23 protein-coding genes, 3 tRNA genes and 1 pseudogene are annotated in these 25,529 nt (G+C 60.6%); 9 read left to right on the forward strand and 18 right to left on the reverse strand.

Annotation, left to right across the window (positions count from 1 at the left end):
* Nucleotide 1 precedes the first annotated feature (1 nt).
* The 5 genes and pseudogenes from DXT77_RS29395 (at nt 2) to DXT77_RS30505 (ending at nt 2,107) form a co-directional block, all read left to right on the forward strand.
* Nucleotides 2–78: transfer RNA gene (locus tag DXT77_RS29395), tRNA-Pro, on the forward strand.
* A 5-nt stretch (nt 79–83) separates the two neighbouring features.
* Nucleotides 84–159: transfer RNA gene (locus DXT77_RS29400), tRNA-Lys, on the forward strand.
* A gap of 97 nt (nt 160–256) precedes the next feature.
* Nucleotides 257–333 (forward strand) — tRNA-Pro (locus DXT77_RS29405).
* A gap of 148 nt (nt 334–481) precedes the next feature.
* A pseudogene (locus DXT77_RS30500) lies at nt 482–1,252 on the forward strand (MCP four helix bundle domain-containing protein); the annotation flags it as partial.
* Nucleotides 1,244–2,107, forward strand: a complete 864-nt coding sequence (locus DXT77_RS30505) for a methyl-accepting chemotaxis protein (protein WP_372238706.1) — start codon at nt 1,244–1,246, stop codon at nt 2,105–2,107. The pseudogene DXT77_RS30500 and the gene DXT77_RS30505, both read left to right, overlap by 9 nt.
* Nucleotides 2,108–2,193: 86 nt before the next feature.
* Here the strand turns inward: DXT77_RS30505 and DXT77_RS29415 are convergent, their stop codons facing one another.
* The 4 genes from DXT77_RS29415 to DXT77_RS29430 all read right to left on the reverse strand — a co-directional run bounded on the left by DXT77_RS29415 (nt 2,194) and on the right by DXT77_RS29430 (nt 5,124).
* Nucleotides 2,194–2,601, reverse strand: coding sequence for an EF-hand domain-containing protein (locus DXT77_RS29415; RefSeq protein ID WP_119430153.1), 408 nt, complete (start codon nt 2,599–2,601; stop codon nt 2,194–2,196).
* A 213-nt stretch (nt 2,602–2,814) separates the two neighbouring features.
* The gene (locus tag DXT77_RS29420; RefSeq protein ID WP_119430154.1) at nt 2,815–4,113 is read right to left on the reverse strand and encodes an NAD(P)/FAD-dependent oxidoreductase; all 1,299 of its coding nucleotides are present in this window, start codon (nt 4,111–4,113) and stop codon (nt 2,815–2,817) included.
* A 66-nt stretch (nt 4,114–4,179) separates the two neighbouring features.
* Entirely contained in the window at nt 4,180–4,353 is a 174-nt protein-coding gene (locus DXT77_RS29425; protein WP_065261571.1) for a DUF3094 domain-containing protein, read from the reverse strand.
* A gap of 144 nt (nt 4,354–4,497) precedes the next feature.
* Entirely contained in the window at nt 4,498–5,124 is a 627-nt protein-coding gene (locus DXT77_RS29430) for a DUF1780 domain-containing protein (RefSeq protein WP_065261573.1), read from the reverse strand.
* Between the two features lie 133 nt (nt 5,125–5,257).
* Here DXT77_RS29430 and DXT77_RS29435 point away from each other — a divergent pair, with 133 nt between their 5' ends.
* Both DXT77_RS29435 and DXT77_RS29440 read left to right on the forward strand, forming a co-directional pair.
* Complete coding sequence (locus DXT77_RS29435) at nt 5,258–5,947, forward strand: energy-coupling factor ABC transporter permease (RefSeq protein ID WP_119430155.1); 690 nt, start codon at nt 5,258–5,260, stop codon at nt 5,945–5,947.
* Between the two features lie 65 nt (nt 5,948–6,012).
* Nucleotides 6,013–6,228, forward strand: coding sequence for a hypothetical protein (locus tag DXT77_RS29440; protein WP_096820888.1), 216 nt, complete (start codon nt 6,013–6,015; stop codon nt 6,226–6,228).
* Between the two features lie 8 nt (nt 6,229–6,236).
* Here DXT77_RS29440 and yacG read toward each other — a convergent pair whose 3' ends face one another.
* From yacG to pilB, 5 genes are read right to left on the reverse strand one after another with little or no spacing between them, the layout of a single operon-like run.
* Nucleotides 6,237–6,437 carry a DNA gyrase inhibitor YacG gene (gene yacG / locus DXT77_RS29445; protein WP_085712167.1) on the reverse strand — a complete coding sequence of 67 codons (201 nt, stop codon included), beginning with the start codon at nt 6,435–6,437 and terminating at the stop codon, nt 6,237–6,239.
* Nucleotides 6,434–7,057: a dephospho-CoA kinase gene (coaE, locus tag DXT77_RS29450; RefSeq protein ID WP_119430156.1), complete on the reverse strand. Its 624-nt coding sequence runs from the start codon at nt 7,055–7,057 to the stop codon at nt 6,434–6,436. The genes yacG and coaE overlap by 4 nt, the downstream gene beginning before the upstream one ends.
* Nucleotides 7,054–7,926, reverse strand: coding sequence for an A24 family peptidase (locus DXT77_RS29455; protein WP_119430157.1), 873 nt, complete (start codon nt 7,924–7,926; stop codon nt 7,054–7,056). The genes coaE and DXT77_RS29455 overlap by 4 nt, the downstream gene beginning before the upstream one ends.
* Before the next feature lies 1 nt (nt 7,927).
* Nucleotides 7,928–9,145, reverse strand: coding sequence for a type II secretion system F family protein (locus DXT77_RS29460; protein WP_119430158.1), 1,218 nt, complete (start codon nt 9,143–9,145; stop codon nt 7,928–7,930).
* Nucleotides 9,146–9,147: 2 nt separating this feature from the next.
* The gene (gene pilB / locus DXT77_RS29465) at nt 9,148–10,848 is read right to left on the reverse strand and encodes a type IV-A pilus assembly ATPase PilB (RefSeq protein ID WP_119430159.1); all 1,701 of its coding nucleotides are present in this window, start codon (nt 10,846–10,848) and stop codon (nt 9,148–9,150) included.
* 226 nt (nt 10,849–11,074) lie between these two features.
* Here pilB and DXT77_RS29470 point away from each other — a divergent pair, with 226 nt between their 5' ends.
* Nucleotides 11,075–11,518 (forward strand): pilin, encoded by a 444-nt coding sequence (locus DXT77_RS29470; RefSeq protein WP_085732829.1) that lies wholly within the window; start codon nt 11,075–11,077, stop codon nt 11,516–11,518.
* A 298-nt stretch (nt 11,519–11,816) separates the two neighbouring features.
* Complete coding sequence (locus DXT77_RS29475) at nt 11,817–12,173, forward strand: BON domain-containing protein (protein ID WP_065261581.1); 357 nt, start codon at nt 11,817–11,819, stop codon at nt 12,171–12,173.
* Between the two features lie 168 nt (nt 12,174–12,341).
* Here DXT77_RS29475 and DXT77_RS29480 read toward each other — a convergent pair whose 3' ends face one another.
* From DXT77_RS29480 to DXT77_RS29520, 9 genes are all read right to left on the reverse strand, one after another.
* Complete coding sequence (locus DXT77_RS29480) at nt 12,342–12,638, reverse strand: DUF2845 domain-containing protein (protein ID WP_119430160.1); 297 nt, start codon at nt 12,636–12,638, stop codon at nt 12,342–12,344.
* Nucleotides 12,638–15,589, reverse strand: a complete 2,952-nt coding sequence (locus DXT77_RS29485) for a DUF748 domain-containing protein (RefSeq protein WP_119430161.1) — start codon at nt 15,587–15,589, stop codon at nt 12,638–12,640. The genes DXT77_RS29480 and DXT77_RS29485 overlap by 1 nt, the downstream gene beginning before the upstream one ends.
* A gap of 133 nt (nt 15,590–15,722) precedes the next feature.
* The gene (locus DXT77_RS29490) at nt 15,723–16,739 is read right to left on the reverse strand and encodes a class I SAM-dependent rRNA methyltransferase (protein ID WP_119430162.1); all 1,017 of its coding nucleotides are present in this window, start codon (nt 16,737–16,739) and stop codon (nt 15,723–15,725) included.
* Nucleotides 16,740–16,884: 145 nt separating this feature from the next.
* Nucleotides 16,885–18,822: an acetate--CoA ligase gene (gene acs / locus DXT77_RS29495; protein ID WP_119430163.1), complete on the reverse strand. Its 1,938-nt coding sequence runs from the start codon at nt 18,820–18,822 to the stop codon at nt 16,885–16,887.
* Nucleotides 18,823–19,013: 191 nt separating this feature from the next.
* Nucleotides 19,014–20,678: a glucose-6-phosphate isomerase gene (gene pgi, locus DXT77_RS29500; protein WP_065261586.1), complete on the reverse strand. Its 1,665-nt coding sequence runs from the start codon at nt 20,676–20,678 to the stop codon at nt 19,014–19,016.
* 358 nt (nt 20,679–21,036) lie between these two features.
* Nucleotides 21,037–21,897, reverse strand: coding sequence for a pantoate--beta-alanine ligase (gene panC, locus DXT77_RS29505; protein ID WP_119430164.1), 861 nt, complete (start codon nt 21,895–21,897; stop codon nt 21,037–21,039).
* Nucleotides 21,894–22,694 (reverse strand): 3-methyl-2-oxobutanoate hydroxymethyltransferase, encoded by an 801-nt coding sequence (gene panB / locus DXT77_RS29510; protein WP_085712154.1) that lies wholly within the window; start codon nt 22,692–22,694, stop codon nt 21,894–21,896. Before panB ends, panC begins: the two co-directional genes overlap by 4 nt.
* A 397-nt stretch (nt 22,695–23,091) precedes the next feature.
* Entirely contained in the window at nt 23,092–23,577 is a 486-nt protein-coding gene (gene folK, locus DXT77_RS29515) for a 2-amino-4-hydroxy-6-hydroxymethyldihydropteridine diphosphokinase (RefSeq protein WP_119430165.1), read from the reverse strand.
* A 3-nt stretch (nt 23,578–23,580) separates the two neighbouring features.
* Nucleotides 23,581–24,981: a polynucleotide adenylyltransferase PcnB gene (locus tag DXT77_RS29520; RefSeq protein ID WP_119430166.1), complete on the reverse strand. Its 1,401-nt coding sequence runs from the start codon at nt 24,979–24,981 to the stop codon at nt 23,581–23,583.
* Nucleotides 24,982–25,529 lie beyond the last annotated feature (548 nt).

Here is a 25,529-nt window from a genome sequence, read left to right on the forward strand (position 1 = left end):
CCGGGGTATAGCGCAGTCCGGTAGCGCGCCTGCTTTGGGAGCAGGATGTCAGGAGTTCGAATCCCCTTACCCCGACCATTTTTGGGTCGTTAGCTCAGTTGGTAGAGCAGTTGGCTTTTAACCAATTGGTCGTAGGTTCGAATCCCACACGACCCACCATTTTTGAAACCAGTTAACACTGGGATCGAATCTTAAGATCAGAGGCCAAAAGCGCTGATCGAAGAAGGCGATCTTTGAAAGGTCGCCTTTTTTTTACCGGGGTATAGCGCAGTCCGGTAGCGCGCCTGCTTTGGGAGCAGGATGTCAGGAGTTCGAATCCCCTTACCCCGACCATATTAAAAATCCTCGTATCGAAAGATACGGGGATTTTTTTTGCCCTTTGCTCAAGTCATCGTACAACTTGCCGATAGCCCGCTAACGAAAGGGGCCTGCCATTGATCGCCCCTTGAATCCGGCCAATACAAGAAAAAGGGCGTTCGTCATGTTGCTTCGTCAGTTGAATATTGCTCCCCGTGCGGCCCTGGGCTTCGCCCTGATCGCGGTGCTGGTGGCGTTGCTTGGCGTGTTTGCCCTGGGGCAGATGTCGAGCATCCGCGAGAGCGAGGTCGCGGTGGAGAACCAATGGCTGCCGAGCATTCGTGGCGGCGACGAGATTCGCGAGATCATGCTGCGCATCCGCACCATTTCTCTGCGCATGGCGCTGGATCCTGATCCGAACAACGTTGCTGTTTACCGCAGCCAGATGGACACCCGCGACAAAGAGCTGAGCGAGAAGATTGCCGCCTACGACCGACTGGTGACTACTCCGGAAGGCCAGCAGTTGTACGATCAGTTCAAGAAAACCTTCGCGGCTTACCGCGCCGGCATCGCGCAATCGTTCGTCCTTGCCCAGCAAGGCAAACGCGACGAGCTGACCAAACTGCTGCTGGTCGACATGAAAACCGTGGTCGACGGCTCCGGCAAGCAACTCAATGACCTGGCGGATCTGTTCGCCAAACAGGTCGCGGCAGAGAGCAGTAACTCCGCCGCCCACTACGAAACCTCGCGCACCATCGTCAGCCTGTTCATCGCACTGGCGGCGTTGGCGACTGTTGCTCTGGCGATGTTGCTTACCCGCAGCATCGTTCGCCCATTGAGCACCGCCGTCAGCGCAGCAGAAAGTGTTGCGAAAGGGGATTTGACCCGACCGATCGAGACAGAGGGCAACGACGAAGTCAGCCGATTGCTCAAGGCGCTGGCGACCATGCAACAGAACCTGCGCGAAACCCTGCAAGGCATCAACGGTTCTGCCACGCAACTGGCGACTGCCGCCGACGAACTCAACGCGGTCACGCTCGACAGCACCCAGGGCTTGCAACAACAGAACAACGAAATCGAACAGGCCGCCACCGCCGTCAACGAGATGACCACGGCGGTCGAGGAAGTCGCACGCAATGCGGTGTCGACCTCCGACGCGACACGCCAGTCCAGCGAATCGGCGCATCTGGGGCAAGAGCGGGTCAGTGAAACCGCCAGCGCCATCAACGCCCTGGCCAGCGACGTGCAGCACACTGGCGAACTGGTGCAATCACTGGCCAATCAATCTCAAGACATCGGCAAGGTGCTGGACGTGATCCGCGCGATTGCCGAACAGACCAACCTGCTGGCGCTCAACGCCGCCATCGAGGCTGCACGGGCCGGGGAGAGTGGTCGCGGGTTTGCCGTGGTCGCCGACGAAGTCCGGGCGCTGGCTTATCGCACGCAGCAATCGACTCAGGAGATCGAACAGATGGTGCAGGGCATGCGCAACGGTTCGAGCCTGGCGCTGGAGTCGATGCAGGCCAGTGCCTCACGGGCGTCCACCACGCTGGTACTGGCCGAGCGGGCCGGCGAGGCCCTGCAAACCATCACCGCGTCGGTGCATGAGATCCATGAACGCAATCTGGTCATCGCCAGCGCCGCCGAAGAGCAGGCGCAAGTGGCGCGGGAAGTGGATCGCAATCTGGTGAACATCCGCGACCTGTCGGTACGTTCGGCGGCCGGTGCCGACCAGACCAGCGCGTCCAGCCATGAGCTGTCGAAACTCGCCAACGCATTGCAGGGCATGGTGCGGCGCTTCCAGCTGTAATCCCGGCAGACATAAAAAAGCCGCGCTTCCCGTGAGAGACAGCGCGGCTTTTTTGTCGGGGCTGTTTTGCCGGGACGGACTGAATATCAGGCACCGTCACGCTCTTTCAGGTGTTCGAACAGGCCTTTGGGCATTTTCTTGCCGTTGGCTTCGTAGTTGGCTTTGACGTTGTCGTAAGCCTCTTGCTCGTCGATGAAGCCATCGTGGTTGGTGTCGATCTTGTCGAAGTCTGAGTGCGGCGCGACCTTCAGGAATTCGGCGCGGGAGACTTTGCCATCACCATCGGTGTCGGTTTTGGCCATCGACGCATCGCCGCATTTGCCTTCACCGCATTTGCCTTCCGGGGTCTTCACCGAGGTTTCGGCCGAGGCGACCATGTAGCCCTGGGCCAGCGGTTGTGCGGCGAACACCGAGCCGGACAGCATCAGGCCGCCAGCCAGTACGGCACCGACCAGGCCAAGGGAGTTTTTGCCGATTTTCGAAGTGCGGGTCATTTCATTCTCCTTCGGTTGCACTGCGCAACCACACGTTAAGGGCGATCAATCCGGAGCAGGTGCGCTCGGGTGTGGCCATTAAGCGGTGGCGGTGTATCGCGTCTGTGTCGAGGAGCGGGGGCGTTTGTAAGCGAAGGTGGGGAAAGCGGGGTCAGATACAGTAGAAGACAAAACGCCGTGGGGGCGAGCCAGCCCGCCCCCACGGTTTTTACATCAGTGCAGCTTCAGGCGTGGCTCGGTGCCGCGTCCGATCTTGCTGCCCAGCATCAGCATGGCGGTGCGGAACGGGCCGTACAGCGCCATCTGGTGCATGCGGTACAACGAAACGTAGAACATCCGCGCCAGCCAGCCTTCGAGCATCACGGTGCCGGTCAGGTTGCCCATCAAGTTACCCACAGCCGAAAAACGCGACAGCGAAATCAGCGAGCCGTAGTCGGTGTATTTGTACTCCGGCAGGCTCTTGCCCTCGATCCGCAGTTTCAGCGACTTGGCCAGCAGCGACGCCTGCTGGTGCGCAGCCTGGGCCCGTGGCGGCACGTTGCGATCCGAGCCCGGTTGCGGGCAGGCGGCGCAGTCACCGAAGGCGAAAATGTTTTCGTCGCGGGTGGTCTGCAGCGTCGGCAGCACTTGCAGCTGGTTGATGCGGTTGGTTTCCAGGCCATCGATGTCCTTGAGGAAACCCGGCGCACGGATCCCGGCGGCCCAGACTTTCAGGCTGGCCTTGATCTCGTTGCCATCGGCAGTGATCAGGCTGTCGGCGGTGACCTGGCTGACCGACGCGTTGGTCATCACGTTGACCCCGAGTTTCTCCAGGGTCTTGTGTACCGGCCCGCTGATGCGTTCCGGCAGTGCCGGCAGCACCCGTGGCCCGGCTTCGATCAGGGTGATGTGCATGTTTTCCGGTTTGATCCGGTCAAGACCATACGCCGCCAGTTCATGGGCGGCGTTGTGCAGCTCGGCTGCCAGTTCGACGCCCGTGGCGCCGGCGCCGACGATGGCCACGCTGATCTGCTGAACTACGTCGGTCTGCCCGGCGTGAGCACGCAGGTAGTGATTGAGCAATTGCTGATGGAAACGCTCGGCCTGTTTGCGGGTGTCGAGGAACAGGCAGTGCTGCGCTGCGCCCTGGGTGCCGAAATCGTTGGTGGTGCTGCCGACCGCGATCACCAGCGAGTCGTAGGGTACTTCCCGCGCGGGGACCAGTTCCACGCCGTTTTCGTCGTAGGTGGCGGCGAGCTGGATCTTCTTCTGCTCACGATCGAGCCCGCTCATGCGCCCCAGCTGGAACTCGAAGTGGTTCCATTTGGCCTGGGCGACATAGTTGAGTTCGTCTTCGGAAGAGTTCAGCGATCCGGCGGCCACTTCGTGCAACAGCGGTTTCCAGATGTGCGTCAGGTTCGCGTCGACCAGCATGATGCTGGCGGTGCCGCGCTTGCCCAGAGTCTTACCCAGACGGGTAGCCAGCTCCAGACCGCCGGCGCCGCCGCCGACAATGACAATACGATGGGACATGGTGATAGCTCGCAAGGTTTTTAAAGGAAATCGTTGTCGTCGTAACCCAAGCGAGCGCGATGCAGCTCATAGCGTCAGGTAACTGATAAATCGGCTCAACAGGCCCAGACCGATGGTTGCTGCCAGTACCACCACCAGGAGCATCCACGGCCGGAATGGCCGGCGCTCGACACGGTGCTGGGACAACTGCAGGTACTCTTCGACATGCTTCTGGTCTTCGGGGTTCAGGCGGCTGGTCATATGTGGCCTCGTCAGGGATAGACGTTGCTGAATGCGCAGACGTTACAGCGGTTTGTCTGCGAGCGTTGAACGGCGCATGTCATCCGGGCGAATGATTGCGCTTTTGTAACATCCGGCCAGTGTTTGCGCCATCCTGCTTAGGGCTTACAGGCTGATCCCGACATCGAACAGAATGCTGCGGCCCAGATTGCTGCGCAGGAAATCCGGTGCATCGGGGTGAGCGAACAACACGCGGGCGAACGTCGGCCCGACCAGTGACAGCGAGCGCCAGCCTTGACGCAGATATTCGGTGGGCGGTGGAAAGTGGCTGTTGAGGTCGAGCACTTCGCGCTTGAGGCTGGCGAAGGCGATGATGTCCAGTTCGCCCAGGTCCATGCCGCGTTCCTTGTAGTTGTGCGCTTTTTTGCGCAGGGTCGGCGCCAGCCTCAGCAGGAATTCATTGGCCGGAATCCGTCGTGGCTTGGCTTCGCGGCGTACCAGTTGGCTCAGGGAAAACGCACTGCGCCGACGTTGCAGCTCGTCGCGCCATTCATCGTTGAGGCGGCGGCCTTCGTCGAGGACGAAAAATACCTCGAAGTTGGCATCGCGAAACAACACGTCCGGCGGTTCACCTGCGGGGGCGAATTCGTCGGCGCGATAGGGGATATTCAAGCCTTGCAGCAGGCGCTGGCAGACCCAACGCTCACGCTCCCATTTGCGGGCATTGGACAGGAACGCGTTGGCCTGCTCGGCCGCGATGGTCAGCAGGCGTAAATAATCCGAGTCATCCATAGGCCCAAGCTTAGCGTTCAATTGCGACAAGCAGAAAGCTTTGCATCGGCAGATTCACCCGGGTGGCGGTGTAGACTTCGACACAGGAGCGCCAATCAAGGGAGTCTGCGGTGCGAATGAAGGTGATGGGATCATGATCGGTGCAGAACTGCTGTCATCGACGAGTCTGACCCTCGGCTGGCTGATTTACCTGCCGGCGCTGTTCTGGGCGATCTGCCGTGCGCCGTGGGTCGAATTGTTCAGCGACAGCCGTCGTCAGCACTTACTGTTCGGCACTGTGTTCGCGCTGTTTCTGTTGTGGATGGTGCGCAGGGATTTCGACACGGGCGTGTCGTATCACTTCATCGGCATGACCGCCGTGACCTTGCTGCTCGACTGGCCGCTGGCGATTGTCGGCGGGCTGGTGGCGCAGATCGGGCTGGTTCTGCTGGGACGCCAGGATCTGGTGGCGGTCGGGGTCAACGGTGCGTTGCTGATCCTGCTGCCGGTGCTGATCACCGAGGGCGTGGCGATCCTGGTCGAACGGGCGCAACCGCGTAATCCGTTTGTGTATATCTTCTGTTCAGGTTTCTTCGCGGCGGCCTTGTCGGCGCTGTCATGTCTGATTCTGAGCCTGACCTTGCTCTGGTACGACGGCCTGTTCGCGATGCCCGAATGGCTGGAAGATTTCATCGGTTATCTGTGGCTGCTGATTTTTCCGGAAGCGTTCATCAACGGCATGGTAATCAGCGCGCTGGTGGTGTTCTGCCCGGAATGGCTGGAGACCTTCAACCGCACCCGCTACCTTTCGGCGCCCTGGAAGGACGACGATCCCAAGTCTTGATCCACATCAAATCCACACCGCGCGCGGCATTTCATGCTCGGCCAAATCCCTTCAGGAGCAGCGGCATGAGCGTTTACGAGTGGGCGAGGCAGGAAACCCGGCAGAGTCTGGAGATGGCGCAGGAGGTGGGATTCGATCCGGGCCTGAGCCTGCGGGCCTTGCTGAGTGCGGTGGTGCAACAGAGCAAGGCCGTGCGCAACGCCGAAGACCTGGCCGACGAGTTGCGTTTTCTGGCGGAAAACCTCGACGACAATCAGGACTACGGCTTCATGCGGCCCTGATCAGAGGATCAGTGGCGCGGGTCGAAGTCGCCGGAAAACAGTTCGTCCTCGGCGTCCGGGGCCACCGGAATCTTGTGTTCTTCCGACGCCCAGGCGCCGAGGTCGATCAGTTTGCAGCGGTCCGAGCAGAACGGCCGGAATTTGTTTGCGGGGGTGAATTCCACCGGGGCGCCGCAGGTCGGGCAATTAACGGTTGGGGTCTGGCTCATGACTGGCCTCCGGATAAAGTCAGGTAAAAGTGATGCAGGCGCTCGACCTCGCTGTGCAGCCAGGCGAGGTCGCGGTCGTTGACCACCACATCGTCGGCACGGCTCACGCGGTCTTCGCGGCTGGATTGGGCCTTGAGGATCGCCTGGACCTGCTGTTCGCTGGTCTGGTCACGCTGCAGGGTGCGTTCGATCTGCAGTTGCTGCGGCGCATCGATCACCAGGATTCGCTGAGTCATCGCGTACTGTCCGGACTCGATCAACAGCGGCGAAACCAGAATCGCGTAAGGTGATTTTGCCAGCGCCAGGTGATGGGCGATTTCCTCGGCGATCAGCGGATGCAGCAGCGCTTCGAGCCAGCGGCGTTGCTCCGGCACTTCGAAGATCAGCTTGCGGAGCGCCGCGCGATCCAGCGTGCCGTCGGCCTGCAGGACATCGGGGCCGAAGTGCTCGGCAATTTTCGCCAGCGCCGGGCGACCCGGTTCAACCACCCAGCGCGCTGCATGATCGGCGTCCACCACATGGACACCAAGATCGATGAAGTGCTGGGCGGCAGCGCTTTTGCCGCTGCCGATGCCGCCGGTCAGGCCGAGAATCCAGGGTTTTTCCACAGGGGTATTCATTTCAAACCGACAAACTGCCAATAGAAGCCGGTTATTTGACCACCCCAGAGCAAGGCAATCCAGCCGGCAATTGCCAGATAGGGCCCGAAGGGGATCGGCGTCGAGGTTTTCCGGTCGCGCAGCTTGAGCAGAATCACCCCCAGTACGGCCCCCACCAGCGACGACAGGAGAATGGTCAGCGGCAGAATCTGCCAGCCGCCCCAGGCCCCGAGCAGCGCCAGCAGCTTGAAATCGCCGTGACCGATGCCGTCCTTTCCGGTGAGCAGCTTGAACAGCCAGAACACCGACCACAGCGCCATGTAACCGGCCACCGCGCCCCACATCGCATCGTGCAGCGAGACGAACAGGCCGAAGCTGTTGACGATCAACCCCAGCCACAGCAGCGGCAGCACCAGCACGTCGGGCAACAGCTGATGCTCGGTGTCGATCAGGCTCATCGCCAGCAAGCCCCAGGTCAGCACGATCAACAGGCATGCCGGCCAGCCGAAGCCCAAGTGCCAGGCGATGAATGCCGAGAGCAGTCCACAGGCCAGTTCGGTCAACGGATAACGCTTGCTGATCGGCGCCGCGCATGACGAGCAGCGCCCGCGCAAAAACAGGTAGCTGAGCAGCGGGATGTTTTCCCACGCACGAATGCGGTGAGCGCAATGCGGGCACTGCGAATGCGGCAGCATCAGGTTGTAGACCGGCAGCGGCGTTTCGACGGGCAGCCCGAGCACGTCGTGGGCCTGCTGGCGCCATTCGCGCTCGAGCATCTTCGGCAGACGCCAGATCACCACATTGAGGAAGCTGCCGACCACCAGCCCGAGTATCAGAGCGGTGAAGACAAAGGCCAGCGGATAGAGGGCGAAGAGTTCGTCGATGGGCATGTCAGATCGCTGAGCCGAGTTGGAAGATCGGCAGGTACATGGCCACGACCAGCCCGCCGACGATCACCCCGAGTACCACCATGACGAAAGGCTCCATCAGGCTGGTGAGGTTGTCGACCATGTTATCCACTTCTTCCTCGTAGAACCCGGCCACCTTGTCGAGCATGTCGTCCAGGGCGCCGGATTCTTCGCCGATGGCGGTCATCTGCACGGCCATGTTCGGAAAGATTCCGCTGGTGCGCATTGCGAAATTCAACTGCATGCCGGTGGCCACGTCCTGACGAATGCGTAGCACCGCGCGTTTGAACACCACGTTGCCGGTGGCTCCGGCGACCGAGTCCAGTGCTTCGACCAGCGGCACGCCGGCGGCAAACGTGGTCGACAGGGTCCGGGCAAAACGGGCGACGGCGGACTTGTACATCATGGTGCCTACGAGTGGCAGTTTCAGCAGCCAGGCATCTCGTCGGTCACGCAGGGCCTGGGATTTCCTCAGCGCGTGGCGAGTGCCGAAAATCGCCACGATCAGCACACCCAGAATCGCCCACCACCATTGCTGCATGAACTCCGACAGGCCGATGACCATCAGGGTGAACGCCGGCAGTTCGGCACCAAAGCCGGAAAACACCGACTGGAACTGCGGCACCACCTTCACCAGCAGAATGCCGGTGACGACCGCTGCTACCAGAATCACGGCGGTGGGGTAGGTCATGGCTTTCTTGATCTTGGCCTTGAGGCTTTCGCTTTTTTCCTTGTAGGTCGCTACGCGTTCCAAAAGGGTATCGAGGGCGCCGGATTGCTCGCCGGCATCGACCAGGTTGCAATACAACTCGTCGAAGTATTGCGGTTTCTTGCGCAGGGCCGCAGCGAAGCTGTTACCGGCGGCGACTTCCTGTTTCACCTCGTCCACCAGTTTGCGCATCGCCGGGTTTTCAAAGCCTTCGCCGATGATGTCGAATGACTGCAGCAACGGCACCCCGGCCTTCATCATGGTCGCCATCTGCCGGGTGAACAGGGCGATGTCCAGCGGCTTGATGCGTTTGCCGAAATTCAGCAACGACGCAGATTTCTTGCGCACCTTGCCGGGGTTGATGCCCTGCTTGCGCAACTGGGCCTTGATCAGGGCGGGGTTTTGCCCGCTCAGTTCGCCGCTGATCCGGCTGCCTTTCTTGTCGGTGCCTTCCCAGGCGTAGACGCTGATTTTCGCTGCCTTGACGGCCATGTTCAGTCCTTGGTGACCCGGTTGATTTCTTCAAGGCTGGTGATGCCTTGCATGGCCTTGATCAGTCCCGAAGTGCGCAGGTCGTTGAAGCCGTCCAGGCGCATCTGGCTGTCGATTTCCAGTGAGTTGCCCTCGGCCATGATCAGCCGCTGCAGTTCGGGCGTGTTCCTGACCACTTCATAGATGCCGGTGCGGCCCTTGTAGCCGCCGTTGCAGTGATCGCAACCGACGGGCTCATAGATCGTGAAACTGCCGATGCGTTCCTCGGGGAAGCCCTCCTTGAGCAGGGTTTCGCGGGGAATCTCGATGGGTTTCTTGCAATGGCTGCATAGTTTTCGCGCCAGACGCTGGGCGATGATCAGGCTGACCGAGGTGGCGATGTTGAAGCCGGGAATGCCCATGTTGTGCAAGCGGGTCAGCGTTTCCGCTGCGCTGTTGGTGTGCAGCGTGGACAGTACAAGGTGACCGGTCTGTGCCGCCTTGATCGCAATCTCCGCTGTTTCGAGGTCGCGGATCTCACCGACCATGATCACGTCCGGGTCCTGACGCAGGAACGAGCGCAGGGCCTGGGCGAAGTCCAGCCCCTGCTTCGGATTGACGTTGACCTGGTTGATGCCTTCCATGTTGATCTCCACCGGATCTTCGGCGGTGGAAATATTGATGTCGACGGTATTGAGGATGTTCAGCCCGGTGTACAGCGAAACGGTCTTGCCGGAACCGGTGGGGCCGGTGACCAGAATCATGCCTTGCGGCTGCTTCAGGGCGGCCAGGTACAGCTCTTTCTGCTCCGGCTCGTAGCCGAGGGCGTCGATGCCGATCTGCGCGCTGGACGGATCGAGGATCCGGATCACCACTTTCTCGCCCCACAGGGTCGGCAAGGTGTTGACCCGGAAGTCGATCGACTTGGTTTTCGACAGGCGCATTTTCAGACGTCCGTCCTGGGGTTTGCGCCGTTCCGAGATGTCGAGGCTGGCCATGACCTTCAGCCGGGCGGCGATGCGTCCGGCCAGTTGAATCGGCGGTTTGGCCACTTCGCGCAGGATGCCGTCGGTACGCACCCGCACCCGGTAGTTTTTTTCGTAAGGCTCGAAGTGCAGGTCGGAAGAGCCGCTCTTGATCGCATCCAGCAGCATCTTGTGGACGAAGCGCACCACCGGCGCATCGTCGGCGTCCAGCACACCGATGGCGTCCTGCTTGCTGTCATCGACGGATTCGACGTCCAGCCCGTCGAGGTCGACATCGGCCATGTCTTCCAGGCCGGAGGCGTGGGTGTCGAAGAATTTCTCGATGGCGTCGGTGAGCTTGTCGTCCTCCACCAGGATGGCTTCGGTGGTCAGCCCGGTGCTGAACTGAATGTCGTTGATCGCCTGGTGATTGCTCGGGTCGGAGATCCCCACGAACAGTTTGTTGCCGCGTCGCCACAGGGGCAGGGCATGGTGCTGGCGAACCAGTTTTTCGCTGACCAGGCCCTTGGGCTGGGTTTCCTTGTCCAGGCAGTTGAGGTCGAGGAACGCCATGCCGAAGTGCTCCGAGGCGATTTCGGCAACCTGCGAACTCTTCACCAGTTTGTTCTGTACCAGATAGCTGACCAGCGACAGACGATTGCGCTGGGCTTGCTGCCAGGCTTGCTGGGCGCTTTTTTCCGTGAGCAGTTCGGCCTGTACCAATTGCTTGGCCAGACCGCTCAGAGCGATGTCATTCATGGGAATCCCGGATGCAGACAGTTCATGACTTATAGCCTAGTCAAGTGACAGCGCCAAACCGCCTCGGTGTAGGTGACAAAAAATGTCAGATAGTGCGGTTACAGGTTGTAGGAAATACCGCGATAGCGTGATCGCGCCCAGCCTGCGCGGGTACGGGCGCCTTGGCACGGGCTGTGCTGAGACCTGTTCAGATCATGAGATTCCGACTCATGCATGGAGCGTGTCTATGAAAAAACAACAAGGTTTCACTCTGATCGAGCTGCTGATCGTCGTGGCGATCATCGGTATCCTGGCCACCATTGCGCTGCCGCAATACACGAAGTATCAGGCACGGTCCAAGGTGACGGCGGGGCTGGCGGAAATCAGCGCGCTGAAAGTGCCGTTCGAGGACACCATCAATCAAGGTACCGACCCGACGCTGACGCTCGTGACCGGTAACGCATCCTATTCGACAACCAACTGCGGCACAGTCACTGCCTCGGGTACTGCGTCCTCTGGAGCTGGCACCATCGTCTGCACTCTGGCCAACGCACCGGCTCCGGTACTGGGCAAGACCATCACGCTGACCCGTTCTGGCGGTGCGACGGGTAACACCGCGGGCGTCTGGAGCTGCGCCTCGACAGTCAACCCTGACTACGCCCCTAAAGGTTGCCCTGGCAGCGGTACTTGATCGGCTCTGCAGCCCACTGAAATGCCCCGCCTCGCGGGGCATTTTCTTTTGCGCGGCACTTCACAAAAAGCTTCAGTCTTTTCAGCGTGTTAGGAACTTTCCCAAAAGCCGCAACTTGCATGTAGATAATTCGGAGGTCATGCAATTTGCATGATTCCAAGAATTTTCCAAATTATTAACTTATTGATTTATAAAGATTTATTGTATTTTTAAAAGTTGGCACAGCGTTCGCAATATCTCCGGTAACCCTGCTGACAAGACACGCAGCAGACTTTCCAGAAAAACAGGAGTTACTCGTATGAAGAAGTTCGCTATCACTGCCGCTGCTGCTACCGCGCTGACCCTGACCATGGCCACCGGCGCATTCGCACAATCCACCCAGGCGACCCAGGCTCCAATGACTCTTGCTGCCGGTGAAATGACCAAGGCGAAAGAAGCCACTTCCGACACCTGGATCACCACCAAAGTCAAAAGCGACCTGGTGACCGAAAAAGGCATTCCAGGCACTGACATCAAAGTAGAAACCAACAAAGGCGTCGTGTCTCTGTCCTCCACTGTTGCAGTGACAGAAGCACAGAAAAAAATGGCCGTAGACATCACCAAGAAAATCAAAGGCGTCAAAGCGGTCTCCGCTGACGGCCTGAAAGCCGAGTAAGGCAAGACTTCTCGCCTGGACCGGGAGAAGACGCGACAGGCGGGCCGAGCAATACGTCTGCCGCCCTTTAGAGTTCATGCGAACGGCCACACGGAATGTGGCCATTACAGGCCCCGGCATTCATGTCGGGGCCTGTTCTATTTCAGGGGCTGGAAAAGTGCAGAGAAGTCAGTCGCCGCGCTTGCTGTTGATCTGCCGCAGGCGATTGCCTTCGAAGCGCAGGTATTGATACATGCCGTTGCTCGGGCCGTAGGTCCATTCCTCGACCTGAAACTCTTCACGGCGATTGGCACTGCGTTTGTAACCCAGTACGTCGCGGCTGACGGGTTCACCGCATTTCTGTAGCACTTCGCTGGCGCGGTCACCGAGGCTGACCAACTGGCTGCCACAGCGCAGGGTATCGGATGCCGAAGCCTGGCTGGCGAAGAGCGCCAGCGCCACTGCGGCCAGCCATTGACTGTTCATCACTCGGCGTCCAGATGCATTTGTGTCACCACGCGACCGTCGCTTTCGGCTTCGCCAAGATTGGCGTCGATGAAGTACACACGGTCGTCGGCCAACTGGCCCTTGTCCACCAGGTAATCCTTGATGCTGCTGGCACGGTCCTGACCGAGCTGGCGCAGCAGCACATCGCTGGTACTCCAGAACTTGATCACCTCGGCGCGCATTTTCGCCGTGCGTTCTTCCTTGCCCAGGTCTTTCCATTCAGCCGGTGGCTGGGTTTTCAGACGGGTGCGGTAGATGCCTTCAAGCAGCGGACCTTTTTCATTGTCCGGTACCTGGATCAGCGAGGCCTGGGCCGGCACCTTGTCGCCACGACGCTGGAGCATCTTGTAGTAGTTGTACTGGTATTCGCGTTCCAGACGCTGTTCGGCAAGCAACGGGCCGTCGCTGCTTTGTGCGGCGGTGCCTTCGATTTCCAGCCGCAGGGCCGGACGCTCCTTCAAGGCCTGGGACAATTTGACCAGCGCCGCTTCGGCATCCTTGTTCAGTTCGCTGGAGCCCGGCGCGAAGGACACAGTGCCCAGATCTTCCGATCCGCCACCGCTGACCAGACCGCCAATCAGCTTGAACGGTGCGGCGGCGGCTTTGACGATCAGGTTGCGCAGGGTCTGCCAGACAATCGGCATCACGCTGAATTGCGGGTTGTTCAGGTCGCCGGTGACCGGCAGCTCGATGGAAATCTTGCCGTCCACATCCTTGAGCAGCGCAATCGCCAGTTTCAGCGGCAGGCTCACGGCATCCGGGCTGTCGACCTTCTCGCCCAGTTGCAGTTGCTCGACCACCACTTTGTTCTCGGCCTTGAGCTGGCCCTTGGTGATCAGGTAGTGCAGGTCGAGATTGAGCCGGCCCTTGCGGATCCGGTAACCGGCGAACTTGCCGGAGTAGGGGGTCAGGGTGGTCAGTTCGACCCGCTTGAAACTGGTGGCGATGTCGAGGCTGGCCATCGGGTCGAACGGGTTGACCGCGCCTTTGATGGTCACCGGCGCATATCGATCGACCTTGCCCTTGACGTCGACGCTGGCGGGTTTCGCCTGACGACTGTCGATGGTGCCGATCTGGCCGTTGAGCTGCTGGATCGCGGTGGCGAAGTTCGGCGTCAGGCTGAAGTCGGCGAAGTTGGCCGAGCCGTCATTGATCACGATGCCGCCGATGTGAATGCCCAACGGTTTCGAGTTGCCGGCGGGTTTGGCCGCTGCGCTTTTCGTCCCGGAATCGGCGGGTTGCGGGATCAGCAAATCATCGATGTTGGTGGTGCGGTCATCATTGATCATGAAGCGCGCATACGGCTGGAACAGGTTGATCCTGTCGATCGACAGGCTGTCACCGTGCTGATAATTCAGGCCTTCGACCACCACCTGCTGCCACTTGAGGAAGTCGCGGGTCTTCAGGGTATCGAGGGTGTGCAACTGATCGACCTGAGCGCGACCGGTGACGCTGAGTGCCAGCGGCTCGGTGCTTTTCAGGTTCACTTTCAGGTCGCTGCCGAGCATGCCGCTGCGCAGTTCCAGACGAATGAACGGGTTGATGTAGGACTGGGCGACGCGCAGGTCGATGTCCTGGGTTTTTACGTTGAGCTGGGCGGTGACCGGCGCCAGATTGACCACGCCGTCGGCGTTGATCTTGCCTTGTTTGCCCAGGCCAGCGTCGAGTTTGACGTTGAAGGGCGAGCCGTTGAGGCTGTCGAAATTCTGCAGATCGACGTTCAGCGGCGTGACATCCAGCGTGACCTCGGGCTTCGCCGAGCGGTCAGCCAGGTGCACTTTGTAGTCACGCAGTTGCACGTCCTTGAGCAGCACTTGCCATGGCTTGCCCGGCGCGGTCGGTTCCGTTTTCGGCGAGTCGGCGGCGGCCGGAGTGCTTTTCGGTTCAGCCGCTGCCTTGGCGGCAGGTTTGGACGGCTGGCTGGCGAACAGTTTCTGCCAGTCCAGTTGCCCGTCCGCTTCGAGGGCGGCCCAGGTTTCGAGCTTCTGGCTGCGGATCTTGCCGACCACCACCTGCTGCTTGGCCAGGTCCACGGTGGTTTCGCTGACGTCGAGGCGGTCGAGTTTTGCCAGCGGACGTCCGTCCGGTGCCTTGATCGCAAACGGCGCGACGCTGACTGACACGTTGCTCAGCAGCAGTTCGGTTTCCTTGGACAGGTTGAGCTTGTAGTCGGTACTGAGGCTGACCACGCCGTTTTCCAGCACCAGTGGCACCGCGTCGCGCACGTAGGGCCAGAACGCTTTCATCTGGCCATCGGTGACCTTGAGCGTGCCTTCGGAGGCAATCGGGATCAGGCTGAAGTTGCCTTTCCAGTCGATCTGCCCGCCAGCCGGGCCGATGGCGACCAGGGTCATGTCGGCGTTGTCTTCAGGCAGGGTGCTGAGGTTATTCAGTTCGAAATCGAGTTTGTCGTAGAGGAATTCGATCGGCTCGCTCGGGCGTGCATCCTCGAAATGCACGTTGCCACCGGCCAGTTTGATCCGGTCGATACGCAGCGGAAACGGCTTGGCATTCGGATCGGCCGGTGTCGGTTCGCTGGCCGGCAGTTTGAACAGACCGAGCAGATTGAGTTTGCCGTCCTTGGCGAACAGGATTTCGGTCTTCGGTTTGTCCAGTTCGATGTCGGACAGGTGCAGGGCTTTTGTCCACAGGCTGTCGAGTTGCAGGTTGGCGTACAGGCGTTCGAAACCGACCTGTTCCTTGCCCGGCTCGCCGATGACCAGGCCCCACAGCGTGACTTCAAGGCTGAACGGATTGAGTTCGATACGCTGGATGTGCGCAGGCACCGTGGCGTAGTTGGCCAGTTGCTGGTTGGCCACGCGGAGCGCGATGCCCGGCAAAATCAGAAACCCCAGCAGGCTGTAGAGGGCCAGAGCAGTCAACAGGGCGCCAATCGCGCGAATCAATCCTTTGGGCATGTGCGGCTTCATCTGTCTGAATCGGAGTGCCTTGGAGTATGGCACGCGATTCCGGTTCCGAAGTACATCGCGCGAGACAGGATTGTTCAGATTTGTCTGCAATGTCTGTAGGAGCTGCCGAAGTTGGCTCCTGCCGGGGTAAATTTCAGAGCTGGAGAATCAGGGTCTTGAGCGGCGGTTGCCCGTCCAGTGAAGGGAAATCCCGGCCCGGGGTCATCACGCTCCATTCACGCACCGGGCGCCCGGCTTTCTCGGCGCAACGCAGCACCTGTTCGCGCCAGTCGTCCATGCTGACTTTTGCCAGGTTGTTGCAGCAAATCAGCACGCCGTTTTCGGCGGTGGTCAGCAGGGCGGGCTTGAGCAGGCTCTGATAATCGCGCAGCAGGTCGACGGTGCCGAATGCACTTTTGGCCCACGCAGGTGGGTCGAGCAGCACCAGATCGTACTGACGCTGTTCGAGACGTTGATAGCTCGGCAGTTTCTGCCCGCGGCGCTGACTGATCGGCAGGCCGGCCAGCTGGCGAATCGCCGGGAAGTAGTCGGACTGGATGAATTCCATGGTTGGCAGTTGCGGATTGAGCAAACCGTTTTCACGGCCGACTGCCAGGTTGCCTTCGGCGAAGTCCAGGTTACACACCTCACGCGCACCACCGGCGACCGCGCTGAGACCGACGCCGCAGGTGTAGGCGAACAGGTTGAGCACGCTTTTGCCTTTGGCGTGATCCTTGACCCAGCCGCGGGTGTTGCGCAGGTCGAGGAACAGCAGCGGATCCTGCCCGGCGTGGCGTCCGCGCACGCGGTAGTTCAGGCCCCACTCGTGGCCGACCAGATCAACCAGTGCTGCATCTTCGGCGCGGTACACGCTGTCTTCACGATCGATGCGCGAGTTGCCACGGGAGCGGTCGTTGTAGACCAGCAAGGTTTGCAAGCCCAGCGTTTCGTTCACCGTGGCGTGCAGTTGCAGCAGGTCGGCGAGTTCCAGCGTGTGGTGGAAGCTCTGCACCATCAGTTGTGGGCCGTAGCGGTCGACGGTCAGGCCGCCGGCGCCTTCCTGGCTGCCGTGGAACAGGCGATAGCAATCGGTGCCCTGGCGGTGCAGCTCGGCGAGCAGATCCTGGCGTTGATCGAGGGCGGCGCGCAGCGCCTGATTCAGGGAAGACATGCTTGCGCCTTGCTAGAGGGAATCGGGGCGCGGGAGTTTAGCAGTTTGGCAGGCAAACGAGGGGTTCCCATCGCGAGCAGGCTCGCTCCCACAGACGATCATAAGTCCCTGTGGGAGCGAGCCTGCTCGCGATGCATTTGCGGCCTTACTGGTTCAGGCGTTTATCGACCAAGCCCTGCACCACGCTCGGGTCGGCCAGGGTCGAGGTATCGCCAAGGCTGTCGAGCTCGTTGCAGGCGATCTTGCGCAGGATCCGCCGCATGATCTTGCCCGAGCGGGTTTTCGGCAGGGCCGGGGCCCACTGGATCAGGTCCGGTTTGGCGAAGCTGCCGATCTCCTTGCTGACGTGGGCCAGCAATTCCTTCTTCAGTTCGTCGTTGGGTTCGGTGCCGTTCATGGGCGTAACAAAGGCATAGATGCCCTGGCCTTTGACGTCGTGGGGATAACCGACCACGGCGGCTTCGGCGATGCTGTCGTGCAGCACCAGCGCGCTTTCGACTTCTGCGGTGCCGATGCGATGGCCGGAGACATTGATCACGTCATCGATGCGCCCGGTGATCCAGTAGTCGCCATCTTCGTCGCGGCGGGCGCCGTCGCCGGTGAAGTAGTAGCCGGGGTAGGGCTTGAAGTAGGTGTCGACCATGCGCTGCGGATCGCCGTAGACGCTGCGGATCTGCGCCGGCCAGCTCGACTTGATCGCCAGCACGCCGCTGCCGGCGCCCTTGATTTCCTTGCCGTGTTCGTCGAGCAGCACCGGTTGCACACCGAACATCGGCTGGGTGGCGCAGCCCGGTTTGATCCGCTGGGCGCTGACCAGCGGGCTGAGCATGATGCCGCCGGTCTCGGTCTGCCACCAGGTATCGACAATCGGGCAGCGCTGTTCGCCTACGACGTTGAAATACCATTCCCACGCTTCGGGGTTGATCGGCTCACCGACGCTGCCGAGCAATCTGAGGCTTTGTCGCGAAGTTTCCTGCAAGGGACCTGCACCTTCGCGCATCAGTGCGCGCAGGGCAGTGGGGGCGGTGTAGAAGATGTTGACCTTGTGTTTGTCGATCACCTGCCAGAACCGCGAAGTGCTCGGGTAGCTCGGTACGCCTTCGAAGATCAGCGTGGTTGCGCCGTTGGCCAGCGGGCCGTAGACGATGTAGCTGTGGCCGGTGACCCAGCCGACGTCGGCGGTGCACCAGAATACTTCGCCGTCGCGGTAATCGAGCACGTACTTGAAGGTCATCGCCGCTTGCAGCAGGTAACCGCCGGTGGTGTGCAGCACGCCCTTGGGTTTGCCGGTGCTGCCGGAGGTGTAGAGGATGAACAGCGGGTCTTCGGCGTCCATCGGTTCCGGCGGGCAGTCGTCGCTGACGTCGCGCACGGCCTGGTGATACCAGAGGTCGCGGCCTTCGACCCAGTCGACCTTGTTCTGGGTGTGTTCAACCACCACGACAGTGCTGACCTTGGGACAGCTTTGCAGGGCCTTGTCGACGTTCTGTTTCAACGGCACGAACTTGCCACCGCGCACGCCTTCGTCGGCGGTGATCACGGTGCGGCAGTCGGCGTCGAGAATGCGGTCGCGCAACGAGTCTGGTGAAAAACCGCCAAACACCACCGAGTGAATCGCACCGATCCGTGCGCAGGCGAGCATGGCGTAAGCCGCCTCGGGGATCATCGGCATGTAGATGCACACCCGGTCGCCTTTCTTCACGCCGCGTTTTTTCAGCACGTTGGCCAGGCGGCAGACGTGGTGATGGAGTTTGTTGTAGGTGATTTGCGTGGATTCGGCGGGATCGTCGCCTTCCCAGACAATGGCGGTCTGGTCGCCGCGTTTCTCCAGGTGGCGATCGATGCAGTTGTAACTGACGTTCAGTTTCGCCCCGGCGAACCAGGAAGCCTCGCCGGTCTTCAGGTCATAGCGCTGGACGGTCTGCCACGGCGTGCTCCAGTCGAGGAAGCGCGTGGCCTGTTCGGCCCAGAAGGTGCTGGGGTGTTCAATGGATTCGCGGTACAGGCGATGGTAGTCGTCCTGACTCAACTGGGCTGCCCGGCGGACGGCATCGGCTTTGGGGAACGTGCTGATATCGAACATGACGGTTCCTTATTCTTGTTGTGCGACAAGGATAAAGATGCGCCGAGAGTCCAAGAGGTTCAAGTCATCCACAAACGACTGTGGGAGCGAGCTTGTTGGCGATGGCGTCATGTCAGTCAGCCCTTGGGCTGACTGACAGATTGCTATCGCGAGCAGGCTCGCTCCCACAGGGTTACTACAGCGCGATCAAATCAGCCGCGGTGACGGCCGCGGAAGTAGTTGATCAGGCCTTGAGTGGACGCATCTTCGGCGGCGGTTTCTTCGCTGCCGACCAGGCGGTTGTAGACGCCCTTGCCCAGTTCCTTGCCCAGTTCCACGCCCCACTGGTCGAAGGCGTTGATGCCCCAGACCACGCTCTGCACGAAGACTTTGTGTTCGTACATCGCCACCAGCGCGCCGAGACGACGCGGGCTGATGCGCTCGACCACCAGGGTGTTGCTCGGACGGTTGCCCGGGATCACCTTGTGCGGTGCCAGTTTCTGCACCTGATCTTCGCTCATGCCTTTGTCGCGCAGTTCCGCTTCGGCTTCCGGCAGGGTCTTGCCGAGCATCAGCGCCTGGCTCTGGGACAGGCAGTTGGCGTACAGCCACTGATGGTGGTCGGACACCGGGTTGAAGCTGACGATCGGCACAATAAAGTCGGCCGGAATCAGTTGGGTCCCTTGGTGCAGCAACTGGTGGTAAGCGTGCTGGCCGTTGCAGCCGACGCCGCCCCAGATTACCGGGCCGGTATCGGTCGAAACCGGGGTGCCGTCCTGACGCACGCTCTTGCCGTTGGATTCCATGTCCAGCTGCTGCAAGTGCTTGGTGATGTTACGCAGGTAGTGGTCGTACGGCAGGATAGCGTGGCTTTGCGCGCCCCAGAAGTTGCCGTACCACACGCCGAGCAGGGCCAGCAGCACCGGCATGTTCTGTTCGAACGGCGCGCTCTGGAAATGCTGGTCCATGGTGTAGGCACCGGACAGCAATTCCTTGAAGTTGGACATGCCGATGGCCAGGGCAATCGGCAGACCGATGGCCGACCACAGCGAATAACGACCGCCGACCCAGTCCCACATCGGGAAGATGTTCTCTTCGCGGATACCGAACGCCACGGCCGCCGCGTTGTTGCTCGATACGGCGATGAAGTGACGATACAGCTCGGCTTCCGAACCGCCCTGGGCCAGATACCAGGCGCGGGCGGCCTGGGCGTTTTTCAGGGTTTCGAGGGTGTTGAACGATTTCGACGATACGATGAACAGCGTGGTCTCGGCGCGCAGTTTTTGCGTCAGTTCGTGGAATTCGCTGCCGTCGATGTTCGCCAGGTAATGGCAACGCACGCCTTTCTGGGCGTAGGACAGCAGGGCTTCGGAGACCAGCTCCGGGCCGAGGAACGAACCACCGATGCCGATGTTGACCACGTCAGTGATCGGCTTTTCGGTGTAACCGCGCCACAGGCCGTCATGGATCTTGCCGACCAGATCGGTGATCTGGTTCAACACCTTGTGTACTTCAGGCATCACGTTGACGCCATTGACCGACAGCTTGTCGCCCACCGGGCGACGCAGGGCGGTATGCAGCGCCGGGCGGCCTTCGGAGGAGTTGACGATTTCGCCGTCGAACAGCGCCTTGATCGCGCCCTTGAGATCGACTTCGTTGGCCAGGCCCACCAGCAGGTTGCGGGTCTCGGCGTTGATCAGATTCTTCGAATAATCGAGAAACAGTCCGCAGCTGCTGAGGGTGAACTGAGTGAAGCGCTGCGGATCGGCGTTGAAGGCTTCGCGCATGCTGAAATCCTGCATGGCTTGGCGGTGGTCTTTCAACGCCTGCCAGGCAGGCAGAGCGGTAACGTCATGAGGGGTGCGGTAGTACGCCATCGCTGCGGTTTTCCTTTTTACTTGAACGGCCTTTTGAACACTGAAAAGCCCTCCCCGCCATGTTTGGGCGAGGGGGCAACTGCGTCGACACGATTACTTTGGCGCAGGGCGAATACAGTAAACCCAGCGCTGCGATCTGTCTTGGCTTCTTCTGACCTGTTACCTGTACTTTTTTAACATCGATAACAGCAGACGCCGACAGACGGCGGGTAATGCAAGCAAGTCCCTGCTTTTCGCGCGCAGCGGATCGGCGGGCAGTTTGCCCGATGGTCAGGTGCCCGGCAATACGATCTGGAAGGGGATGTGGCACGAATGCGGGAGCGAACAGGCTCGCTCCCTCATTCTGCTGTTGCGGTGTTCAGGCGGGGGTATCGAGGTTCAGGTGCAGGTTGTCGATCAACCGGGTGGTGCCGAGGAACGCTGCAACCAGAATCACCAGGTCACGATCTTCCGCCGTGGCCGGACGCAGGGTCAGGGCGTGGCGGATTTCCAGGTAATCCGGGCGCAGGCCGGCGGCTTCCAGCTGTTGCCGCTGTGCCTGGATCAAGGCCGGGAAGTCGCGCTCGCCCTGTTTGATCGACTCGGCAATGCTGCTCAGGGCGCGGTAAACGACGGGCGCCACGGCGCGTTGTTCCTCGCTGAGGAAACCGTTGCGCGAGGACAGCGCCAGGCCGTCGGCGGCACGGACGGTCGGCTCGCCGATGATCTGGATCGGCATGTTCAGGTCGTGCACCAGCGCACGGATCACGGCCAGTTGCTGGTAGTCCTTCTGACCGAAGATCGCCAGATCCGGCTGGACCATGTTGAACAGCTTGCTGACCACGGTCGCCACGCCTTCGAAATGCCCCGGACGGCTGGCGCCGCACAGTCCTTCGGAAAGCTGTGGCACGCTGACCCGGGTCTGCCCGGCCATGCCGTCGGGGTACATTTCTTCGACGGTCGGGGCGAACAGCAGGGAGCAACCGGCTTCCAGCAGTTTTTCCTGATCTGCCGCCAGGGTGCGCGGGTATTTGTCGAGGTCTTCGCCGGCGCCGAACTGCAGCGGGTTGACGAAAATGCTCGCGACCACGAAGTCCACTCGCTGCTTGGCTTTAGTGATCAGCGCGATGTGGCCGCTGTGCAGGTTGCCCATGGTCGGCACGAAGCCGATGCGCTTGCCTTCACTGCGGGCGCGCGCCATGGCAGCGCGCAGTTCACGTACGGTTTTGACGGTGTTCATGCAGAGAATCCGTGTTCGATCCCAGGAAAAGTGGCGGCTTTGACTTCGTTGACGTATGCCTTCAATGCGGACTGAATGCTGTCCTGGCCCTGCATGAAGTTCTTCACGAATTTCGGTACGCGGCCGCTGATCGACAGGCCGAGCATGTCGTGCAGGACCAGGACCTGACCGTCGGTGTCGGTGCCGGCGCCGATGCCGATCACCGGGATTTTCACCGCCTGGGTGATTTCGGCCGCCAGTTCGCTCGGCACGCATTCCAGCAGCAGCATGGCCGCGCCGGCCTGCTCCAGGGAGATCGCGTCGGCGCGCATCTGGCGTGCCTGGTTTTCGTTGCGGCCCTGCACTTTATAGCCGCCAAGAATATTCACGGCTTGCGGGGTCAGGCCCATGTGGGCGCAGACCGGTACACCGCGTTCGGCCAGCAGGCGGATCGACTCCGCCAGCCACAGCGCACCTTCGACCTTGACCATGTGCGCGCCGGCCTGCATCAGCATGGCGCTGTTGGTCATGGTTTGTTCAAGGGTGGCGTTGGCCATGAATGGCAGGTCGGCCAGGATGAGGGCGTCGGTGTTGCCGCGCTTGACGCAGGCGGTGTGGTAGGCCATTTCCGCAATGGTCACCGGCAGGGTGCTGTCGTGACCTTGCAGGACCATGCCGAGGGAGTCGCCCACCAGCAGCACTTCGACACCGGCCTCGTTGCAGGCGTGGGCGAAGGTCGCGTCATAGCAGGTCAGCATGGTGATCTTTTCACCTTTCTGCTTGAGGCTCTGGAGCGTGGTCAGGGTGATGGCTGGCATGTAAGAAATCCTCGTTCAGGCGCTCTGGAAACTACTGCGAGTAACGCGCGTGATTCGTCATCTACTCAGGCGCACGCTCTTTTGTCGTGCTTATAAGGCCTGGATTGCGCCCTTGTATGCCGGGTTGGCGGCAGCGGGACGCCTATAGTCGTGATGAGGCCTCAGGAAGTCAATTGCATGTGTTACCGCATTGTTACGACGGGAGTGTTACCGGCGTTACTGATGCGATTCAGCGGGCCGGCGGGCCTGATCTGCGGAGTTTTTGTCCTACAAAGACCGGGATTTGGATAGGTCGATGTGGGAGCGGGCTTGCTCGCGAATGCGTCGTGCCAGTCAGCATCTTATTGAGCTGATACACCGCATTCGCGAGCAAGCCCGCTCCCACAGGGGATAGATGTCAGGGGTGGGGAAGGCGTTCGAGGCCGACGAACGGGCAGGCTGCGAGAAGATCGGCAAGGGTGCGGCCATCGGCCAGGCGCAGATCTTCGGGGGCCAGTTCGGCCAGGGGATACAGAACGAACGCGCGTTCCTGCATGTGGTAATGCGGGACTTTCAGGCGCGGCTCATCGATCAGACGGTCACCGAACAGCAGGATGTCCAGGTCCAGCGTGCGCGGGCCCCAGCGTTCCAGGCGTTCGCGACCCTGGCCGTTTTCGATGGCTTGCAGGGCATCGAGCAGTTCCAGCGGGGCGAGTGTGCTGTCGAGTGCCGCAACCGCGTTGGTGTAACGCGGCTGACCCGGCAGCAGCGAGTCGCTCTGGAAAAAGGCAGAGACACCGACCAGTGCTGTACTCGGCAGCTGTGACAATGAGTCGACCGCACTGCGCAGTTGTTCGGCCGGGTCAGCCAGATTGCTGCCCATCCCGATGTAGATGCGTTCCATGCCTTATTCGCCCGTAGCGCTCGGTGCACCGGCGCGTTTGCGCTTGGAACCGCTGCTGCGGCGACGCTTGCGCGGAGCACCGCTGGCGCCGTCTTTCTTGCCGCTGAGGTCGCGGATCATGTCGCGACGCTCGCTGTCGTTGGCGTCCTGATAGTCGGTCCACCATTCGCCCAGGCCATCGGTCTGCTCGCCGGCGCTTTCACGCAGCAGCAGGAAGTCGTAGCCGGCGCGGAAGCGCGGATTGTCCAGCAACAGGTCGGCGCGTTTGCCGCTGCGGCGGGGCAGGCGTTCCTGCATGTCCCAGATCTCGCGGATCGGCATGGTGAAGCGTTTTGGAATTGCAATGCGCTGGCACTGCTCGGCGATCAGCTCGTGGGCGGCTTCCTGCATCGCCGGAATCGGCGGCATGCCACGTTCCTGCAAGCGCAACACGCGAGCCGGCAGGGCTGGCCACAACAGGGCGGCAAACAGAAACGCCGGGGTCACCGGTTTGTTCTGCTTGATCCGCAGGTCGGTGTTGGTCAGTGCTTCGCTGATCAGTGTGTGGGTGTATTCCGGGTTGTATTCCAGCGCATCGGCGCTGGCCGGGAACAACGGCGCGAACAGTTGCAGGTCGACCAGCATCTCGAAGGTGATGGCGCCATGGCCCGAGAGGAACAGCTTGAGCACCTCCTCGAACAGGCGGGCCGACGGTATTTCGCGCAGCATCGGTGCCAGGTCGCGGATCGGCTGGACGGTGTGTTTCTCGATGCCGAAGTTGAGCTTGGCGGCGAAGCGCACGGCCCGCAGCATCCGTACCGGGTCTTCCTGGTAGCGCTGCTTCGGGTCGCCGATCAGGCGGATCAAATGATTGCGGATGTCGTGCACGCCGTTGGCGTAATCGAGGATGCGCTCACTGACCGGATCGTAATACAGGGCGTTGATGGTGAAGTCGCGGCGTTGCGCGTCTTCTTCCAGCGTGCCGTAGACGTTATCGCGCAGAATGCGCCCGCTCTCGTTGCGCGAGGACTGGTTGCTGTCTTCGTCGTCTTCGTTTTGCGGGTGGTTGGCGCGGAAGGTCGCGACCTCGATGATTTCGCGACCGAAATGGATGTGCACCAGCTTGAAGCGGCGGCCGATGATCCGCGCATTGCGGAATTCGGCGCGAACCTGCTCGGGGGTGGCGCTGGTGGCGACGTCGAAGTCTTTGGGCGTGATGCCCAGCAGCATGTCTCGCACGCAGCCGCCAACCAGGTAGGCCTGGTAGCCGGCGCCCTGCAGACGTTCGACGATGTTGACCGCGTATCGGCTGAATTGCGCCTTCTGCAGCGAATGTTGGCCGCTGTTGAGGACTTCAGGCGTGCTACGGATGTGTTGCGTACGACGCAGGGGAGTTCGGAATGACTGGAACAGCTTCTTCAGCATGGGATGCACTGTTTGAAGGAATGTTCGGCCATACCAGAGAATGACCGCATGATGGGCGGGGATTCTAGCATTTAGTCGAGGGATGGTGTAGGACGCTGCCGATTTGCGCTGCAGGCCGCAGGCTAGAGGGGTGAAGATGCGTCAGAAGGGGAGGTTTTTCCGGGAGGGAGAAACTACAAGGGGAGCCGAAGCTCCCCAAGAAGTAGTTGCGTGCTCTTTTTATTATTGATTCGGGCTTCTTGTTTTTGTTGAGTGCCCTCGCCATGAAGCTTTTCCTTCATGACCCTCCCAATCGGGAGCCAAGAGCAAACGGATTGCTTTGGTCGCTGAATTGCAGTGATCTCTCGATCCAACCAGTACAGGCTCTGTCTTAGGACAGTTTTTGTTGTTCTCGGCCTGGTCGTGGGGCAAGCCCCAAATACAACGCCTCTCCAAAAGAATCAGTTAGCTGCGCCTCTCGCCGTCTTGTTTTTATTGTGCGTGAGTCGATTCGTCTTATTTTTATTGTCTTGTGCATTGCTTGTTATTGTTCTTGTACCAAACATATA

The sequence above is a fragment of the Pseudomonas sp. 91RF genome (assembly GCF_003576265.1).
Lineage (GTDB): Bacteria > Pseudomonadota > Gammaproteobacteria > Pseudomonadales > Pseudomonadaceae > Aquipseudomonas > Aquipseudomonas kribbensis.

What these genes read in the sequence shown, in the direction of transcription:
- DXT77_RS30505 (WP_372238706.1), top strand. Translation starts at nt 1,244, where the DNA reads ATGCAACAGAACCTGCGCGAAACCCTGCAAGGCATCAACGGTTCTGCC.
- DXT77_RS29415 (WP_119430153.1), bottom strand. Translation starts at nt 2,601, where the DNA reads ATGACCCGCACTTCGAAAATCGGCAAAAACTCCCTTGGCCTGGTCGGT.
- DXT77_RS29420 (WP_119430154.1), bottom strand. Translation starts at nt 4,113, where the DNA reads ATGTCCCATCGTATTGTCATTGTCGGCGGCGGCGCCGGCGGTCTGGAG.
- DXT77_RS29425 (WP_065261571.1), bottom strand. Translation starts at nt 4,353, where the DNA reads ATGACCAGCCGCCTGAACCCCGAAGACCAGAAGCATGTCGAAGAGTAC.
- DXT77_RS29430 (WP_065261573.1), bottom strand. Translation starts at nt 5,124, where the DNA reads ATGGATGACTCGGATTATTTACGCCTGCTGACCATCGCGGCCGAGCAG.
- DXT77_RS29435 (WP_119430155.1), top strand. Translation starts at nt 5,258, where the DNA reads ATGATCGGTGCAGAACTGCTGTCATCGACGAGTCTGACCCTCGGCTGG.
- DXT77_RS29440 (WP_096820888.1), top strand. Translation starts at nt 6,013, where the DNA reads ATGAGCGTTTACGAGTGGGCGAGGCAGGAAACCCGGCAGAGTCTGGAG.
- yacG (WP_085712167.1), bottom strand. Translation starts at nt 6,437, where the DNA reads ATGAGCCAGACCCCAACCGTTAATTGCCCGACCTGCGGCGCCCCGGTG.
- coaE (WP_119430156.1), bottom strand. Translation starts at nt 7,057, where the DNA reads ATGAATACCCCTGTGGAAAAACCCTGGATTCTCGGCCTGACCGGCGGC.
- DXT77_RS29455 (WP_119430157.1), bottom strand. Translation starts at nt 7,926, where the DNA reads ATGCCCATCGACGAACTCTTCGCCCTCTATCCGCTGGCCTTTGTCTTC.
- DXT77_RS29460 (WP_119430158.1), bottom strand. Translation starts at nt 9,145, where the DNA reads ATGGCCGTCAAGGCAGCGAAAATCAGCGTCTACGCCTGGGAAGGCACC.
- pilB (WP_119430159.1), bottom strand. Translation starts at nt 10,848, where the DNA reads ATGAATGACATCGCTCTGAGCGGTCTGGCCAAGCAATTGGTACAGGCC.
- DXT77_RS29470 (WP_085732829.1), top strand. Translation starts at nt 11,075, where the DNA reads ATGAAAAAACAACAAGGTTTCACTCTGATCGAGCTGCTGATCGTCGTG.
- DXT77_RS29475 (WP_065261581.1), top strand. Translation starts at nt 11,817, where the DNA reads ATGAAGAAGTTCGCTATCACTGCCGCTGCTGCTACCGCGCTGACCCTG.
- DXT77_RS29480 (WP_119430160.1), bottom strand. Translation starts at nt 12,638, where the DNA reads ATGAACAGTCAATGGCTGGCCGCAGTGGCGCTGGCGCTCTTCGCCAGC.
- DXT77_RS29485 (WP_119430161.1), bottom strand. Translation starts at nt 15,589, where the DNA reads ATGAAGCCGCACATGCCCAAAGGATTGATTCGCGCGATTGGCGCCCTG.
- DXT77_RS29490 (WP_119430162.1), bottom strand. Translation starts at nt 16,739, where the DNA reads ATGTCTTCCCTGAATCAGGCGCTGCGCGCCGCCCTCGATCAACGCCAG.
- acs (WP_119430163.1), bottom strand. Translation starts at nt 18,822, where the DNA reads ATGTTCGATATCAGCACGTTCCCCAAAGCCGATGCCGTCCGCCGGGCA.
- pgi (WP_065261586.1), bottom strand. Translation starts at nt 20,678, where the DNA reads ATGGCGTACTACCGCACCCCTCATGACGTTACCGCTCTGCCTGCCTGG.
- panC (WP_119430164.1), bottom strand. Translation starts at nt 21,897, where the DNA reads ATGAACACCGTCAAAACCGTACGTGAACTGCGCGCTGCCATGGCGCGC.
- panB (WP_085712154.1), bottom strand. Translation starts at nt 22,694, where the DNA reads ATGCCAGCCATCACCCTGACCACGCTCCAGAGCCTCAAGCAGAAAGGT.
- folK (WP_119430165.1), bottom strand. Translation starts at nt 23,577, where the DNA reads ATGGAACGCATCTACATCGGGATGGGCAGCAATCTGGCTGACCCGGCC.
- DXT77_RS29520 (WP_119430166.1), bottom strand. Translation starts at nt 24,981, where the DNA reads ATGCTGAAGAAGCTGTTCCAGTCATTCCGAACTCCCCTGCGTCGTACG.